The organism is Streptomyces sp. C1-1 (assembly GCF_050214755.1).
In the GTDB taxonomy this organism is placed as follows: Bacteria; Actinomycetota; Actinomycetes; order Streptomycetales; family Streptomycetaceae; genus Streptomyces.
This window is the reverse complement of sequence record NZ_CP189826.1, coordinates 7,604,189-7,618,845: the sequence shown is the minus strand read 5'-3', so window position 1 is coordinate 7,618,845 and position 14,657 is coordinate 7,604,189. Positions and strand designations below refer to the sequence as shown.

Genomic DNA, 14,657 nt, shown 5'->3' with positions numbered 1-14,657 from the left:
CAGGGGTGTGCCTTGTCGTGCTGTGCTCCGGTCAGCCCGCGTACGGGTCCTGCACCTTGCCCGGCCTTGCCAGGAACTCGAAGTCGCAGCCGGTGTCCGCCTGGGTGATCTGCTCGTTGTAGAGCGCGCCGTAGCCGCGCTCGTAACGGGTGGGCGGCGGCGTCCACTCCGCCCTTCTGCGCTCCAACTCCGTGTCTTCGACGTTGAGTTGCAGGGTCCGGGCCTCGACGTCCAGGGTGATCGGGTCGCCGGTGCGGACGAGGGCCAGCGGTCCTCCGACGTACGACTCGGGCGCCACGTGCAGGACGCACGCGCCGTAACTCGTGCCGCTCATCCGGGCGTCGGAGATCCGCACCATGTCCCGCACGCCCTGCTTGAGCAGGTGGTCGGGGATGGGCAGCATGCCGTACTCGGGCATGCCGGGGCCGCCCTTGGGCCCCGAGTTGCGCAGCACCAGCACGGTGTCGGCGGTGATGTGCAGCTCGGGGTCGTCGATGGTGCGTTGCATGGTCTTGTAGTCGTCGAAGACGACCGCGGGACCGGTGTGCTTCAGCAGGTGCTTCTCGGCGGCGATGTGCTTGATGACGGCGCCGTCGGGACAGAGGTTGCCGCGCAGGACCGCGACACCGCCCTCGGGGGCGACCGGGTTCTCGCGGGTGCGGATGACGTCGTCGTCGTGGACGACGGCGCCCTCCAGCTGTTTGCCCAGGGTGCCGTTGACGGTCGGCCGGTCCAGGTGCAGCAGGTCGGTGATCCGGGAGAGGAAGGCGGGCAGGCCGCCGGCGAAGTGGAAGTCCTCCATGAGGTACGTCCGGCCGCCGGGCCGGACGTTCGCCAGCACCGGCACGGTGCGCGCGATGCGGTCGAAGTCGTCCAGCGTCAGCTTGACGCCCGCCCGGCCTGCCATGGCGATCAGGTGGATGACGGCGTTGGTGGAGCCGCCGAGCCCGAGCACCGTGGTGACGGCGTCCTCGAAGGCCTCGCGGGTGAGGATCCGCGACGGCTTCAGCCCGGTCCAGGCCAGCTCCACGGCACGGCGTCCGGAGGCGGCGGCCATCCGCTCGTGCCCGGAGTCGACGGCCGGGATCGAGGAGGCGCCCGGCAGGGTCATGCCGAGGGCCTCCGCGGCCGCGGTCATCGTGGACGCGGTCCCCATGGTCATGCAGTGACCGGGGGAGCGCGCCAACCCGCCCTGGAGTTCGCGCAGTTCGCAGTCGGTCAGGTTGCCGGCGCGGTGCTCGTCCCAGTACTTCCACATGTCGGTGCCGGACCCGAGGGTCTCACCGCGCCAGTGCCCGGGCAGCATCGGCCCGGCGGGCACGAAGAGCGACGGCACGTCGGCCGAGGCCGCGCCCATCAGCAGCGCCGGCGTCGACTTGTCGCAGCCGCCGAGCAGCACCGCCGCGTCGACCGGATACGACCGCAGCAGTTCCTCGGTCTCCATCGCGAGCAGGTTGCGGTAGAGCATCGGGGTCGGCTTCTGGTAGGTCTCGGAGAGCGTGGCGACCGGGAACTCCAGCGGGAAGCCGCCGGCCTGCCACACGCCCCGCTTGACCGCCTCGGCGCGCTCGCGCAGATGGACGTGGCAGGGGTTGATGTCGGACCAGGTGTTCAGGACGGCGATCACCGGGCGGCCCCGGTACTCCTCCGCCTCGTAACCGAGCTGGCGCATCCGGGCGTTGTGCGACCAGGTGCGCAACTGGCCCTCGGTGCCGTACCACTGGTGGCTGCGCAGTTCCTCCGGGCTCATGCGCTCGTCGCCGGTCATATCGACCACCCGGCGGCTATCGCGGCGACCTCGGCGCGCTCGTCCTCGGGCAGCGTCCGGCTCGGCGGCCGGACGTCCCGGCGGCACAGGCCGAGGGAGGCGAGGGCCTCCTTGACGACGGTGACGTTGTTGGCGGAGCCGTGCGCGGCGCGCAGTTCCTCGAAGCGGCGGATCTGCTCCCAGACCTTCATGGCGGCCGGGTAGTCGCCGGACCGCAGCGCCTCGATCATGTTCAGCGAGACGGAGGGTGCGACGTTGACCAGGCCGGAGGTGAAGCCGGTGGCGCCCGCGGAGAAGTAGGACGGCGCGTACGGCTCGGCGAGTCCGGCCACCCAGACGAAGCGGTCGAGCCCCGCGTCCCGTGCGAAGGCGGCGAACTTGGCGGCGTCGGGGACGGCGTACTTGACGCCGATGACGTTCGGGCAGGCCTCGCCGAGCTGGGCGAGACGGGCGCCGGACAGCTGGGCGTTGCGGATGTACGGCACGACACCCAGCTCGGGAACGGCCTCGGCGATGGCGCGGTGGTAGTCGACCCAGCCGGCCTGGGAGACGTAGGGGTGGACGGGCTGGTGGACCATCACCATCTGGGCGCCGAGTTCGCGGGCGTGCCGTGCGGTGGCGATCGCGGTGGGCACGTCGTGGCCGACACCGACGAGGATCGCGGCACCGGCGCCCGCCTCGTCGACCGTCAGCTCGGTGACCAGGCGGCGCTCCTCGGGGGTGAGGGCGTAGAACTCGCCGGTGTTGCCGTTGGGGGTGAGGATGCGGACGCCACCGTCGAGCAGCCGACGCAGCAGGGCCCGGTGGGCGACGGTGTCGACGGAGCCGTCCTCGGCGAACGGGGTCACCGGGATCGCCACCACGTCGGCCAGGGCCGCCCGCTGGGTCTCGAACGTCACGCTGCTCATTCCTGACCTTCCTCGTCGGTGGCCGGGGGCAGTTCCGCGGCCTGCGGGAACGCCCGCCGCACGAACGACGCGATGTGGTCGTGCAGGGCGCGCGCGGCACCCTCGGCGTCGCCGTCCAGGGCGAGCCGCAGGATCTCCCGGTGCTCGCCGGCCTCCCGCTCCCAGGAGGGCGAGGCCGCCCAGGCGACCGCGGAGACCAGGGCGGCCTGGTCGCGGACCTCGTCGAGCATCCGGCCGAGCAGCGGATTGCCGCAGGGAAGGTAGAGGGCGCGGTGGAACTCGCGGTTCGCGAGGGACCGTTCGGCGGTGTCGGTCGCCGCGTCGGCTCTGGTGAGGGCGTCACGCGCGGCGTTCAGGGAGGCTCCGCGGCGCACGGCGCGCTTCAGCGCCTCGGGCTCCAGGAGCAGCCGTACGTCGTAGACCTCGCGCGCCATGTCCGCGTCCACCATGCGCACCGTGACGCCCTTGTACTGGCTCATCACGACCAGCCCGGTACCGGCGAGCGTCTTGAGCGCCTCCCGCACGGGGGTCTTGGACACCCCGAACTGCGCGGCGAGCTCGGTCTCGACCAGAGCCTGTCCCGGCGTCAACTGCCCGGTGAGGATGCGGTGTTTGATCGCGTCCAGCACGTACTGCGTGCGGGACGGGATCGGCGTGGGCACAGAGGTCATGCGGCCCTCTCGATGGCGTATCTGATCTCGCGTATCGCGTCTCATATATGACGTACGAAGTACGACGCGTTGAAGGTAGGAGAGGGCGAAGATTTCGTCAATGCTTCCGGCAGGGGAAGTTGAGGTTGCCGGGGCAGGGTGAGTGCGTCGGGTGCGGGTGGTGGTGGGCCGGTCGCGCAGTTCCCCGCGCCCCCGGGTGTTGCGGGACCGTCACCGGCCCAGGGGCGCGGGGAACTGCGCGACCGGCCACGAACCACCCGCACCCGGCATCACGGCTGAGCCGTCCAGCCCGGATCCCGTCCGCTCAAGCCCACCGCCCGGTCGAGCAGCGGCGCGTCCGCGGGGACCGGTACGACGGGGCCGAAGATGCCGCCGCCCCTGCTCGGGTCCTCGGCCGCGGCGAACAGGAAGTCGTGCGACATCCGCAGCGCGGCCGGGTCGGGGGTGTACGGCAGGCCGGTGGCGCGGGCCAGGTCCCAGCCGTGGATGACCAGTTCGTCGACGGCGACGGCGGCGGCGACCTCGCCGGGCAGGTCCACTCCGCCCGCCCTGGTCATGCCGGTCCAGGCCGCCGGGTCGCGCCAGGCGTCGGCCAGTTCGTCGAGGGCCTTGGGCAGTTCCTCGCGCCACCCCGGGGGGAGGTCCGGGGCGGCGGCGCCCGGGTTGCCGTCGGTCGTGGCGCCCAGGTCCTTGCGGGCCGCGTCGCGGAAGGCGACGGACAGGTGCAGGACGTGGCCCAGCATGTTGCGCACCGCGGAGCCGGGGCAGGGCGTGGGCGCCGCCAGCTGCTCGTCCCGTACGCCCTCCGCGAGCCGCGCGATGATGCGTGCCTGTGGTCCGAGGTCCAGCTTCGTGTCGGTCATTCACCGCTCCTCACAGTCGTGTCCTGAGAGGCAGACCGGCACGGCCCCCGAAACTCATCGCCCGGTGCCGGCGGGGTCCCTCGCATCCGCGTCCGTAAGGCGCATGCCCGATCCCGGCGCCCCCGCCTTGGGCCCACGATGAGCAGGCATGACGACGTCGACCTGGCCGCTGGTGCGCGTGGTGCGGGACTGCGGTGCGCGACTGTGTCCGGCCGCCCTGCTGGTCCGGTTTCGGCACCTCCGCGCTGTGGCTGGCCTCCGGGGTGTGGGTGAAGGACCTCACCGGTTCGGACGGCCTCGCCGCCTCGTGCATGCTCGCTCTGTGGGCGCCCGCCCCGGCCGGCCCGGCGCTGGGCACGCCGGCCGACCGGATGCGCCGCAAGCCCCTGCTGATCGCCGCGATGACCGCCGTACAGCGTGGGACGCCGGACGCGCCGCTCGGGCGGGTCACCGCGACCGCCGACACCCTGATGTGCGCCCCTGACGTGCTCGGCCTCGCCCTCGGCGCGGGGCCGGTCGAACGCATCGGATTGCGGCCGCTGTTGCTCGCCCTGGGCGTGGGACGCCGGACGCGCTGCTCGGGCCGGTCACCGCGACCGCCGGCACCCTGATGTACGCCCCTGACGTGCTCGTCTCGCCCTCGGCGCGGGGCCGGTCGAACGCATCGGATTCCGGCCGCTGTTGCTCGCCCTGGGCGCGGGACTCCTGGCGACGGCGGGGTCACCGCGTCAGCGGGACCCCAGGGCCGAGCGCACCGCCTCCAGGTCGTCGTCCGACGCCAACCCGGCGTGATAGAGCCGGAGTTCGGTGGCGCCGCGCTCGCGGGCCGCCGCCGCGTCCGCGGCCAGCGTTCCCGGGCTGCCGCCCATGCCCGCGACCACGGGGAGGTTGGCGGCGACGACGGCGTCCTCGCGGCCCTGTTCGGCGAACGGCGTCAGCAGGCCGGGGCCGCCCGCGCAGGGCACGACCACGCCGTCCGCGACCGTGAGGATGTGCGCGGGGTCGACGCCCGGGTTGGCGCCGACGCGGTAGGTCGTCGGGTCGGCGTGCAGCAGCACCTGGAAGCCGTCGGGGGCGGCCTCGCGCACCGCCCGTACGGCCGTCTCCTGGAGCGTGCGGGCGGTCTCGTCGCGCCACGCGCGCGTGGCGGCCGCCTTCTCCTCGCCGAGCAGTTTCTCCACCCCGGCCCAGCCCCCGTCGTCGGGTGCGCCCCGCCACAGCGGCTCCAGCGCGTCGCGTACGGCGGCCGCCAGTTCGTCGGGGTCGAGGCCCTGCGCGCCGTACCCCGTCCGGCAGGTGGGGCAGAAGCAGAGGGCCATCAGGTAGTACCCGGCGTCCCCGAGGCCGACCGCGCCGGTCTTGTCGTGGGCGTGCAGGTGCTGCAGGCCGTACCAGCCGAGCGACTCCAGCTCGGTGCCCCGCGCCCCGGGCCGTACGGCCGCCTCGGCCGCGAGGTCGGTCAGGTACGCGCGCGTGGCTGGCTGGGCGATGCAGGGAGCCCAGGGGTAGCGGTCGCCGTAGGCGTTGACGACGGAGGTGTCGGGGTGCTCGGCGCCCATGCGGGAGTTGTGGGCGAGGACGACCCAGGTGTGCACCTCCAGGCCGGCGTCCGCGAGAGCCGCCGCGGCTTCCCCGTAGGCGTCGCCGGGGGCCCAGTCGCCTGCCGCGCAGGGGCGCAACTGACGCCCCTCCCAGCGCGCGTCCGCGGGGTAGAGCACGGCGGCGTGCTGGGCGGTGACGATGCGGTGGCGCGGGTGGCGGGGGGTCAGGGCGCGCGTGGAGTGGTAGGCGGCGGCCAGCGTCACCTGCCCCACCCCGAGACCGGCGATGCGCCGCGCGGCCTCGGGGTCTCCGTTGACGTCCCAGGGATAGACGAAAGTCGACGCCTTCACTTGCCTTCCTCCAGCAGCGCGTAGCCGCGCTCGATCAGCTGGGCCAGTTGCTTCACATGGTCCTCGGTCGGCTCGTGCAGCGGCGGGCGGACCTCCCCGACGGCCAGTCCGCGCAGTCGTACGCCGGCCTTGACCAGGGACACGGCGTATCCGCGGCCCTGGGCGCGCAGTTCGACGAAGGGGCGGTAAAAGCCGTCGAGGAGCCGGTGGACGGTGGTGTCGTCGCCGGAGTTCAGGGCCGCGTGGAAGGCGAGGGCGAGCTCGGGGGCGAAGCAGAACACGGCGGAGGAGTACAGCGGGACGCCGATGGCGCGGTAGGCGAGCTGGGTCTGCTCGGCGGTCGGCAGGCCGTTGAAGTAGAGGAAGTCGCCGGACGTCTCGGTGCGGACGGCGCTGACGACGCGCTGCATCAGGTCGAGGTCGCCGAGGCCGTCCTTGAAGCCGATGATCCCGTCCGTGCGGGCCAGTTCGACCACGGTCGCGGGGGTGAACACGGCGTTGTCGCGCTGGTAGACGATGACCGGCAGGGTGGTCGCGGCGGCCACCTCGCGGTAGTGCCGCAGCAGTCCCTCCTGCCCGGCGACCACCAGGTACGGCGGCATGGCGAGCAGCCCGTCGGCGCCGGCGGCCTCGGCCAGGCGCGCGTAGCGCACGGCGAGCGCGGTGCCGTACCCGGCGCCGGCGACGACCGGTACCCGTCCCGCCGTCTCCTCGACCGCCGCCCGTACGCACGCCTGGAACTCCTCCGGCGTGAGCGCGTGGAACTCGCCGGTGCCGCAGCAGGCGAACACTGCGGCGGCCCCGGCCTCGACGCCCCGGCGCACATGGGTGCGGCAGGCGTCGAGGTCGAGGGAGCCGTCCGGGCCGTAGGCGGTGACCGGGAAGAACAGCGGCCCGCTGGGGATGCTGAGGCGAGCGGCGAGGGGGGCAGGCGTCACGGGCTCTCCCTGAGACAGGCGCGTACGTTCTTGTGATCGGCGTCTATATTTCTGAACACCGCCACCCTAAGGAGCCCTCTCCGGGCCGGTCAAGCGCGCGATTCGGCAGGAGACCGACCGAAAGTCACTGGAAAAGAGGTGAAGAGGGCGGCCCCGCGGGACACTTGACGGAGCACGGCACAGCTCCCTAGCGTGTCCATGAATGTGAATACCGTCCATACATGTGCCTCAAGGAGACCGAGGATGCCCGCTCCCCGCACCGTTCTGCTCACCGGCGCCGCCGGTGGGGTCGGCACCCTGATGCGGAACCTGCTCCCGGCCTTCGGCTACGAACTGCGCCTCCTCGACGCACGCCCGATCGAGGGCGACCCCGACGCGGTCACCGCCGACCTCTCCGACCGTGCGGCCCTGCGCGAGGCCGTCCGGGGCGTCGACGCGATCATCCACCTCGCCGGCATCTCCCTGGAAGCCCCGTTCGAGAAGATCCTGAAGGCGAACATCGAGGGCACCTACAACCTGTACGAGGCCGCCCGCGAGGAGGGCGTGGCCCGGATCGTGTTCGCCTCCTCCAACCACGCGGTCGGCTTCACCCCGCGCCCGCAGGGCGACGACCCGTTGATCCCGATCGACACCCCGCGCCGCCCGGACACCTTCTACGGCCTGTCCAAGTGCTTCGGCGAGGACCTCGCGCAGCTGTACTGGGACAAGTACGGCCTTCAGACGGTGTCGGTCCGCATCGGCTCCTGCTTCCCGGAGCCGACCAGCGTGCGCATGCTGTCGGTGTGGATGAGCCCGGCCGACGGCGCCCGCCTCTTCCACGCGGCCCTGTCCGCCGAGAACGTCGGGCACACGGTCGTCTACGGCTCCTCCGCCAACACCCGCCTGTGGTGGGACCTGTCGACCGCTCGGGCGCTCGGCTACGAGCCGCAGGACGACTCCGAGGAGTTCGCGGAGAAGCTGATCGCCGAACAGGGCGAGCTGGAGCAGGGCAACATCGCGCACGCGTACCTGGGCGGCGCCTTCGTCAGCGACCCGCCGATCTGGCCCTACTGACCGGCCGGATCAGATCGTTCGCGCGGCGGGCGGGCACCGAACGGGCCCGCCCGCCGCCGTATTCGGGCACGGACTCTGCCCGCTCCCACGCGCGCGTGCGCAGCCGCGCAGGTCCGAGGCGGACGCTCCGTTTGCGTGAACGGGCATACACGGGCAGCATCGGGCCCGCAACAGGCCTGGTCAGCGCCGAACACCGGCTGTAGAACTTCCTGCATGGGTCCCACCGGGCCCGAACGGGCAGCCCGCGGGCACGGCAGGGAAGCAGGTGACGGCGATGACGGCGAACACCGCGAGGACGGCGGAGGAGCGCCAGCGCGAGATCGTGCTCGCCGCGCGCGCCACCGGCTCGGTCGACGTCACGGCGCTCGCCGCGCAGCTGGGCGTGGCCAAGGAGACCGTACGACGGGACCTGCGCGCCCTGGAGGACCACGGCCTGATCCGCCGCACCCATGGCGGGGCCTATCCCGTGGAGAGCGCCGGTTTCGAGACGACGCTCGCGTTCCGCGCCACCAGCCATGTGCCCGAGAAGCGCAGGATCGCGGCCGCCGCGGCCGAGCTGCTCGGGGACGCCGAGACGGTCTTCGTCGACGAGGGCTTCACCCCGCAGCTCATCGCCGAGGCGCTGCCGAGGGACCGGGCGCTCACCGTCGTCACGGCGTCCCTGCCCGTCGCCGGCGCCCTCGCGGAGGCGGAGAACACCTCCGTCCTGCTGCTCGGGGGCCGGGTCCGCCCCGGCACACTGGCGACCGTCGACCACTGGACGACGAAGATGCTGGCCGGCTTCGTCCTCGACCTGGCCTACATCGGCGCCAACGGCATCTCGCGCGAACACGGCCTGACCACCCCCGACCCGGCCGTCAGCGAGGTCAAGGCGCAGGCGATGCGGGCCGCGCGCCGCACCGTGTTCGCCGGCGTGCACACCAAGTTCGGCGCGGTCAGCTTCTGCCGGTTCGCGGAGATCGGCGCGCTGGAGACGATCGTCACCAGCACCCTGCTGCCGTCCGCCGAGGCCCACCGGTACTCCCTGCTGGGACCACAGGTCATCCGCGTCTGACTGTCCGACCTCGCGCGACACCAGGGAACGCCGTGTCGAGCGGCGCCCTTTATACCCCCTATGTCCAGGAGCGATCCATGCGAACCCCGAGCCGACGACGGCCACCGCGAGCCACGCTCGCCCTGGCCGCCGCAGGGACGCTGCTCGCCCCGCTGCTCTCCGGCTGTTGGGCCGGGGCGGGCGGGTCCGGTTCCGGCGGCGACTCCATCAACGTCCTGATGGTCAACAACCCGCAGATGGTGGAGCTGCAGAAGCTGACCAAGGCGCATTTCACCGCGGAGACCGGCATCAAGGTCAACTTCACCGTCCTGCCGGAGAACGACGTCCGCGACAAGATCAGCCAGGACTTCGCCAACCAGGCCGGCCAGTACGACGTGGCGACGCTCTCCAACTACGAGATCCCCATCTACGCCAAGAACGGCTGGCTGCGCGAGATGGACTCGTACGTGGCCAAGGACGCCTCCTACGACGAGCAGGACGTCCTCAAGCCGATGCGCCAGTCCCTGACGGCCGACGACGGCAAGCTCTACGGGCAGCCCTTCTACGGCGAGTCGTCGTTCCTGATGTACCGCAAGGACGTCTTCGCGGCGAAGGGCCTCACCATGCCCGCCCACCCCACCTGGACGCAGGTGGCCGACCTCGCCGCGAAGGCGGACGGCGCGAAGCCCGGCATGAAGGGCATCTGCCTGCGCGGACTGCCCGGCTGGGGCGAAGTGATGGCACCGCTCACCACGGTCGTCAACACCTTCGGCGGCACCTGGTTCACCAAGGACTGGAAGGCCCGGCTCGACTCCCCCGCCTTCGAGAAGGCGACCAGGTTCTACGTCGATCTCGTACGCCGGCACGGCGAGTCCGGCGCCGCCCAGTCCGGCTTCGCCGAGTGCCTGAACAACATGACCCAGGGCAAGGTCGCCATGTGGTACGACGCCACGTCCGCGGCCGGGTCCCTGGAGGCCGAGGGCTCCCCCGTGAAGGGCAAGCTCGGCTACGCGCCCGCCCCCGTGGAGAAGACCGCCGACTCCGGCTGGCTCTACACCTGGGCCTGGGGCATCCAGAAGGCCTCCCGCAACCCCGACAAGGCCTGGAAGTTCGTGTCCTGGGCGTCCGGCAAGGGCTACGAGCAACTGGTCGGCGAGACCAGCGGCTGGCCCAATGTGCCCGCCGGCAAACGCGCCTCGACCTACACCAACGCCGAGTACGTCAAGTCGGCCGCCGCCTTCCAGGAGATGACCAAGGAGGCCATCGAGGGCGCCAGGCCCGAGGACCCGGGGGTGCAGCCGCGCCCGGCGCCCGGCATCCAGTTCGTCGGCATCCCCGAGTTCACCGATCTCGGCACCAAGGTCTCCCAGGAGATCAGCGCCGCCATCGCCGGACGCCAGTCCGTCGACTCGGCGCTGAAGAGGTCCCAGCAGCTCGCCGAGAAGATCTCGAAGGAGTACGAGGGACGATGACCGCGACGACAACGGCCCCGATCGCCGCAACTCCCGTACGCGCCCAGGGCGCCCCCTCCACCCGGCTGCGCGCCTGGGCCACCCGCGCCCCGCTGCTGCCCGCGCTGGTGTTCATGATCGCGGTGACCCAGCTCCCCTTCGTGGCCACGCTGGTGATCTCGTTCTTCGACTGGAACGCCCTCTACCCCAAGGCCCGTCATTTCACCGGCCTCGACAACTACCGGCAGGTCCTGACCGACGCGGACCTGCGCCACTCGGTGTGGACGACCGTCCTGCTGACCGTCACCGTGGTCCTGGTCAGCCTGGTCCTTGGCCTGCTGCTGGCCCTGCTGCTGGACCGCAGGTTCAAGGGCCGCGGGGTGGTCCGCACCCTGCTGATCGCCCCCTTCCTGGTGGTCCCGGTGGCGGCGGCCCTGTTGTGGAAGCATGTGCTCTACAACCCCGAATACGGCCTGTTCAACGGGCTGTTGCACTATGTGGGCGGCCCCCAGCCGGACTGGATCTCCAGCACCCCGCTGATGGCGGTGGAGGCCTCCCTGGTGTGGCAGTGGACGCCGTTCATGATGCTGATCCTGCTGGCCGGCCTGCAGAGCCGCGACCACCAGCAGATCGAGGCGGCCCGGGTCGACGGCGCGAGCGACTGGCAGATCTTCCGCCATCTGACGCTGCCGCACCTGCGCCGCTACCTCGAACTCGGCGCGCTCCTCGGCTCGATCTACATCGTCCAGAACTTCGACGCCGTCTTCACGATCACGTCCGGCGGCCTGGGCACCGCCAACCTCCCCTACACCGTCTACCAGAGCTTCTACCAGGCCCACGAGAACGGCCTCGCCTCCGCCGCGGGCGTCCTGGTGGTCATCGGCTCGATCGTCATCGCCACCTTCGCGCTGCGCGTGGTGTCGTCCCTGTTCCGCGAGGAGGTGTCCCGCGCATGAGCACCGTCGCCGTACGAACCCGCCCGCGCCGCCGGGGAGCCGGCCTGGGGCTGCTGGCCTGGCTGGTCGGGATCGCGTTCTTCCTGCCCATCGCGTGGATGGCGCTGACGTCCTTCCACTCCGAGTCGGACGCGGCCACCAACCCGCCGTCCTTCGCGGCCTCCCTCACCCTGGACGGCTACCGCGAGTTCTTCGGCACCGGCGGCGGGGCGAGCCCCTGGCCGGCGCTGATCAACTCGACCGTGGCGTCGGTGGCGTCGACGCTCTGCGTGCTGCTCCTCGCCCTGCCGGCCGCGTACGCGCTGTCCGTGCGGCCGGTGAAGAAGTGGACGGACGTCCTGTTCTTCTTCCTGTCGACGAAGATGATGCCCGCGGTGGCGGGCCTGCTGCCGATCTACCTGTTCGCCAAGAACGCCGGACTGCTGGACAACATCTGGCTGCTGGTCCTGCTCTACACCGCCATGAACCTGCCGATCGCGGTGTGGATGATGCAGTCGTTCCTGGCCGAGGTCCCGGTGGCGGTGATCGAGGCCGCGCAGATCGACGGCGCACGGCTGCCGACGATCCTCGCGCGCGTGGTCGCCCCCATCGCGCTTCCGGGCATCGCGGCAACCGCCCTGATCTGCTTCATCTTCAGCTGGAACGAGTTGTTGTTCGCCCGGGTCCTGACGGGCGTCGTCGCGGAGACCGCCCCCGTCTTCCTGACCGGGTTCATCACCAGCCAGGGCCTGTTCCTGGCAAAGGTGTGCGCCGCGTCGCTCGTCATCTCCCTGCCGGTGCTCGCCGCGGGGTTCGCCGCCCAGGACAAGCTGGTCCAGGGCCTGTCGCTTGGAGCCGTGAAATGAAGGCCGCCGTCATCGAGTCCGTGGGCCGCGCCGTCGTCACCGAGGTCCCGGACCCGGCACCCGGCGCCCGCGACGTCGTCGTGGAGGTCGCCGCCTGCGGCCTGTGCGGCACCGACCTGCACATCCTCCAGGGCGAGTTCGCGCCCAAGCTGCCGATCGTGCCGGGGCACGAGTTCGCGGGCGAGGTCGTCGGCGTCGGCACCCAGGTCACCGAGATCGCGATCGGCGACCGGGTGGCGGTCGACCCCTCGCTGTACTGCCACGAGTGCCGGTACTGCCGTACGGGCCACAGCAACCTCTGCGAGCGGTGGGCCGCCATCGGCGTCACCACGGGGGGCGGCGCGGCCCAGTGCGCCGTCGCTCCGGTCGCGAACTGCGTGAAGCTGCCCGAACACGTGCGCACCCAGGACGCCGCCCTGGTCGAGCCGCTGTCCTGCGCGATCCGCGGCTACGACGTCCTGCGCTCGCGCCTGGGCGCGCACGTCCTGATCTACGGCTCGGGCACGATGGGCCTGATGATGCTGGAGCTCGCCAAGCGGACCGGCGCGGCGAGCGTCGACGTGGTCGACCTGAACGCGGAGCGGCTGGAAACCGCGCGGCGCCTCGGGGTCTCGGCGTCCGCCGCGAACCCGGACGAGCTGGACCGCCCGCAGGGCTGGGACCTGGTGATCGACGCGACGGGCAACGCGGCGGCGATCCAGGACGGCCTGGAACGGGTGGCCAAGGCCGGGACGTTCCTGCAGTTCGGGGTGGCGGACTACGCGACCCGGGTGACGATCGACCCCTACCGGATCTACAACCAGGAGATCACGATCACCGGCTCCATGGCGGTCCTGCACAGCTTCGAGCGGGCGGCGGAACTGTTCGCGAACGGCGTCCTCGACCCCGACGTCTTCATCAGCGACCGCATCCCCCTGGAGCGGTACCCGCAGGCGCTGGAGCAGTTCGCCGCCGGAGTGGGGCGGAAGATCGTCGTGGTGCCGTAGAAGTTTAAGGGAACGGTAAAGCGGGTCCGTTCGTTCACCCGGCATGACAGCTATGACCCCGGGCTCGAACATCCCTCTGACCGTCTCACGCGTGGCGGTGGACGTCGCCGCCCCCGTGCGGCTCGACGTGTCGGGCCTGCTGCTCACCGGAGACGGCAAGGTGCGCTCCGACGACGACTTCATCTTCTACAACCAGCCGGCCGGACCGGGCGTGACGTACCGGTCCGGCGGCGGTACGTCCCCGGACGCGATCACCGTCGACACCGCCGCCGTCCCGCCCGGCATCGAGAAGATCGTCGTCACCGCGAGCCCCGACGCCGCGGGCCAGACCTTCCAGGGCATCGAGCCGACGGCCACCGTCCGGGACGCCGACAGCGGCGCGGTCCTGGCGACGTTCACGCCCCCGCAGCTCGGCACCGAGACGGCCCTGGTGGTCGTCGAGATCTATCTGCGCAACGGCCAGTGGAAGGCCCGCGCCGTCGGCCAGGGGTACGCCAACGGGCTGGCGGGCATCGCCACCGACTTCGGCGTCACGGTGGAGGAACCGACCGCGCCCGCGCCCGCCGCCTCACCCGTGTCCGCCCCGCAGCCGGCGGCGGCCCCGCCTCCCCCGGCCGCGCCGCCCGCCCCGGCGCCCGGCACCGGGAAGATCAACCTCGACAAGGGCCGGGTCAGCCTGCAGAAGAACCAGACCGTCTCCCTGGTCAAGAACGGCAGCCCGCTGCTCTCCCAGGTCAAGATGGGCCTCGGCTGGGAGCCCGCGTACCGCGGCAAGGACATCGACCTGGACGCGTCGGTCATCGCCTACGGCCCGCAGCGCAACCACATCGACAGCTGCTACTTCGGCAAGCTGTCGATCCTGAACGGCGCGATCAAGCACTCCGGCGACAACCTCACCGGCGAGGGCGGCGGCGACGACGAGGTGATCGCGGTCGACCTCGGCCGCATCCCCCAGGAGGCCACCGGCCTCGTCTTCACGGTCAACTCCTTCTCCGGCCAGAAGTTCACCGAGGTCGCCAAGGCGTACTGCCGCCTCCTGGACGCCACCACCGGCGAGGAACTGGTCCGCTTCGACCTCACCAACGCCGAACCCCAGACGGGCGTGATGATGGCCAAGCTCATCCGCCAGTACTCCGGCGAATGGGAAATGACAGCCATGGGCACCTTCGTGAAGGCCCGCACGGTACGGGGGATGGTGAAGCCTTCGGCCGAGGCTCTGTGACAGGGCCGGACACGACTGCTGCCGCCTCAGCCACCTTCACCGCCGAGGCGGCACCGTCCCCGCCCCGAACC

General features: G+C 71.7%; 13 protein-coding genes and 1 pseudogene. 8 read left to right on the top strand and 6 right to left on the bottom strand.

Annotated elements, in window-relative coordinates; genetic code table 11:
* Positions 1 to 31: 31 nt before the first annotated feature.
* The 4 genes from araD to ACQF4J_RS34580 all read right to left on the bottom strand — a co-directional run bounded on the left by araD (position 32) and on the right by ACQF4J_RS34580 (position 4,210).
* A complete protein-coding gene (gene araD / locus ACQF4J_RS34595) occupies positions 32 to 1,768 on the bottom strand; it encodes an L-arabinonate dehydratase (protein ID WP_351798492.1) in 1,737 nt (578 codons plus the stop codon).
* Complete coding sequence (locus ACQF4J_RS34590; protein ID WP_351569512.1) at positions 1,765 to 2,676, bottom strand: dihydrodipicolinate synthase family protein; 912 nt, start codon at positions 2,674 to 2,676, stop codon at positions 1,765 to 1,767. The genes araD and ACQF4J_RS34590 overlap by 4 nt, the downstream gene beginning before the upstream one ends.
* Positions 2,673 to 3,347: a GntR family transcriptional regulator gene (locus ACQF4J_RS34585; RefSeq protein WP_351569509.1), complete on the bottom strand. Its 675-nt coding sequence runs from the start codon at positions 3,345 to 3,347 to the stop codon at positions 2,673 to 2,675. Before ACQF4J_RS34585 ends, ACQF4J_RS34590 begins: the two co-directional genes overlap by 4 nt.
* Positions 3,348 to 3,616: 269 nt before the next feature.
* Positions 3,617 to 4,210: a TIGR03086 family metal-binding protein gene (locus tag ACQF4J_RS34580; protein WP_351798494.1), complete on the bottom strand. Its 594-nt coding sequence runs from the start codon at positions 4,208 to 4,210 to the stop codon at positions 3,617 to 3,619.
* Between the two features lie 148 nt (positions 4,211 to 4,358).
* Between ACQF4J_RS34580 and ACQF4J_RS34575 the strand changes: the two are divergent.
* A pseudogene (locus ACQF4J_RS34575) lies at positions 4,359 to 4,608 on the top strand (MFS transporter); the annotation flags it as partial.
* A 330-nt stretch (positions 4,609 to 4,938) separates the two neighbouring features.
* Here the strand turns inward: ACQF4J_RS34575 and ACQF4J_RS34570 are convergent.
* Both ACQF4J_RS34570 and ACQF4J_RS34565 read right to left on the bottom strand, forming a co-directional pair.
* The gene (locus ACQF4J_RS34570; RefSeq protein WP_427167586.1) at positions 4,939 to 6,102 is read right to left on the bottom strand and encodes a hypothetical protein; all 1,164 of its coding nucleotides are present in this window, start codon (positions 6,100 to 6,102) and stop codon (positions 4,939 to 4,941) included.
* Positions 6,099 to 7,040, bottom strand: a complete 942-nt coding sequence (locus ACQF4J_RS34565) for a 5-dehydro-4-deoxyglucarate dehydratase (RefSeq protein ID WP_351569500.1) — start codon at positions 7,038 to 7,040, stop codon at positions 6,099 to 6,101. The genes ACQF4J_RS34570 and ACQF4J_RS34565 overlap by 4 nt, the downstream gene beginning before the upstream one ends.
* Before the next feature lie 243 nt (positions 7,041 to 7,283).
* On the opposite strand from ACQF4J_RS34565, the gene ACQF4J_RS34560 reads away from it, so the two are divergent.
* The 7 genes from ACQF4J_RS34560 to ACQF4J_RS34530 all read left to right on the top strand — a co-directional run bounded on the left by ACQF4J_RS34560 (position 7,284) and on the right by ACQF4J_RS34530 (position 14,586).
* Positions 7,284 to 8,093: an NAD-dependent epimerase/dehydratase family protein gene (locus ACQF4J_RS34560; protein WP_351569497.1), complete on the top strand. Its 810-nt coding sequence runs from the start codon at positions 7,284 to 7,286 to the stop codon at positions 8,091 to 8,093.
* Positions 8,094 to 8,367: 274 nt separating this feature from the next.
* Positions 8,368 to 9,147, top strand: coding sequence for a DeoR/GlpR family DNA-binding transcription regulator (locus tag ACQF4J_RS34555; RefSeq protein WP_351582352.1), 780 nt, complete (start codon positions 8,368 to 8,370; stop codon positions 9,145 to 9,147).
* A 77-nt stretch (positions 9,148 to 9,224) separates the two neighbouring features.
* Positions 9,225 to 10,598: an ABC transporter substrate-binding protein gene (locus tag ACQF4J_RS34550; RefSeq protein WP_351582354.1), complete on the top strand. Its 1,374-nt coding sequence runs from the start codon at positions 9,225 to 9,227 to the stop codon at positions 10,596 to 10,598.
* Entirely contained in the window at positions 10,595 to 11,533 is a 939-nt protein-coding gene (locus ACQF4J_RS34545; protein ID WP_351582356.1) for a carbohydrate ABC transporter permease, read from the top strand. Before ACQF4J_RS34550 ends, ACQF4J_RS34545 begins: the two co-directional genes overlap by 4 nt.
* Positions 11,530 to 12,378, top strand: coding sequence for a carbohydrate ABC transporter permease (locus ACQF4J_RS34540; protein WP_351582358.1), 849 nt, complete (start codon positions 11,530 to 11,532; stop codon positions 12,376 to 12,378). Before ACQF4J_RS34545 ends, ACQF4J_RS34540 begins: the two co-directional genes overlap by 4 nt.
* Entirely contained in the window at positions 12,375 to 13,364 is a 990-nt protein-coding gene (locus ACQF4J_RS34535; protein ID WP_427167585.1) for a zinc-dependent alcohol dehydrogenase family protein, read from the top strand. Before ACQF4J_RS34540 ends, ACQF4J_RS34535 begins: the two co-directional genes overlap by 4 nt.
* Positions 13,365 to 13,416: 52 nt before the next feature.
* Positions 13,417 to 14,586, top strand: coding sequence for a TerD family protein (locus ACQF4J_RS34530; RefSeq protein WP_351582410.1), 1,170 nt, complete (start codon positions 13,417 to 13,419; stop codon positions 14,584 to 14,586).
* The last annotated feature ends 71 nt before the right edge of the window (positions 14,587 to 14,657 follow it).

Bases quoted from the DNA above. Each gene is read 5' to 3' on its own strand.
- ACQF4J_RS34535 (WP_427167585.1), top strand. From the start codon at position 12,375: ATGAAGGCCGCCGTCATCGAGTCCGTGGGCCGCGCCGTCGTCACCGAG.
- araD (WP_351798492.1), bottom strand. From the start codon at position 1,768: ATGACCGGCGACGAGCGCATGAGCCCGGAGGAACTGCGCAGCCACCAG.
- ACQF4J_RS34555 (WP_351582352.1), top strand. From the start codon at position 8,368: ATGACGGCGAACACCGCGAGGACGGCGGAGGAGCGCCAGCGCGAGATC.
- ACQF4J_RS34530 (WP_351582410.1), top strand. From the start codon at position 13,417: ATGACCCCGGGCTCGAACATCCCTCTGACCGTCTCACGCGTGGCGGTG.
- ACQF4J_RS34585 (WP_351569509.1), bottom strand. From the start codon at position 3,347: ATGACCTCTGTGCCCACGCCGATCCCGTCCCGCACGCAGTACGTGCTG.
- ACQF4J_RS34540 (WP_351582358.1), top strand. From the start codon at position 11,530: ATGAGCACCGTCGCCGTACGAACCCGCCCGCGCCGCCGGGGAGCCGGC.
- ACQF4J_RS34560 (WP_351569497.1), top strand. From the start codon at position 7,284: ATGCCCGCTCCCCGCACCGTTCTGCTCACCGGCGCCGCCGGTGGGGTC.
- ACQF4J_RS34545 (WP_351582356.1), top strand. From the start codon at position 10,595: ATGACCGCGACGACAACGGCCCCGATCGCCGCAACTCCCGTACGCGCC.
- ACQF4J_RS34550 (WP_351582354.1), top strand. From the start codon at position 9,225: ATGCGAACCCCGAGCCGACGACGGCCACCGCGAGCCACGCTCGCCCTG.
- ACQF4J_RS34590 (WP_351569512.1), bottom strand. From the start codon at position 2,676: ATGAGCAGCGTGACGTTCGAGACCCAGCGGGCGGCCCTGGCCGACGTG.
- ACQF4J_RS34580 (WP_351798494.1), bottom strand. From the start codon at position 4,210: ATGACCGACACGAAGCTGGACCTCGGACCACAGGCACGCATCATCGCG.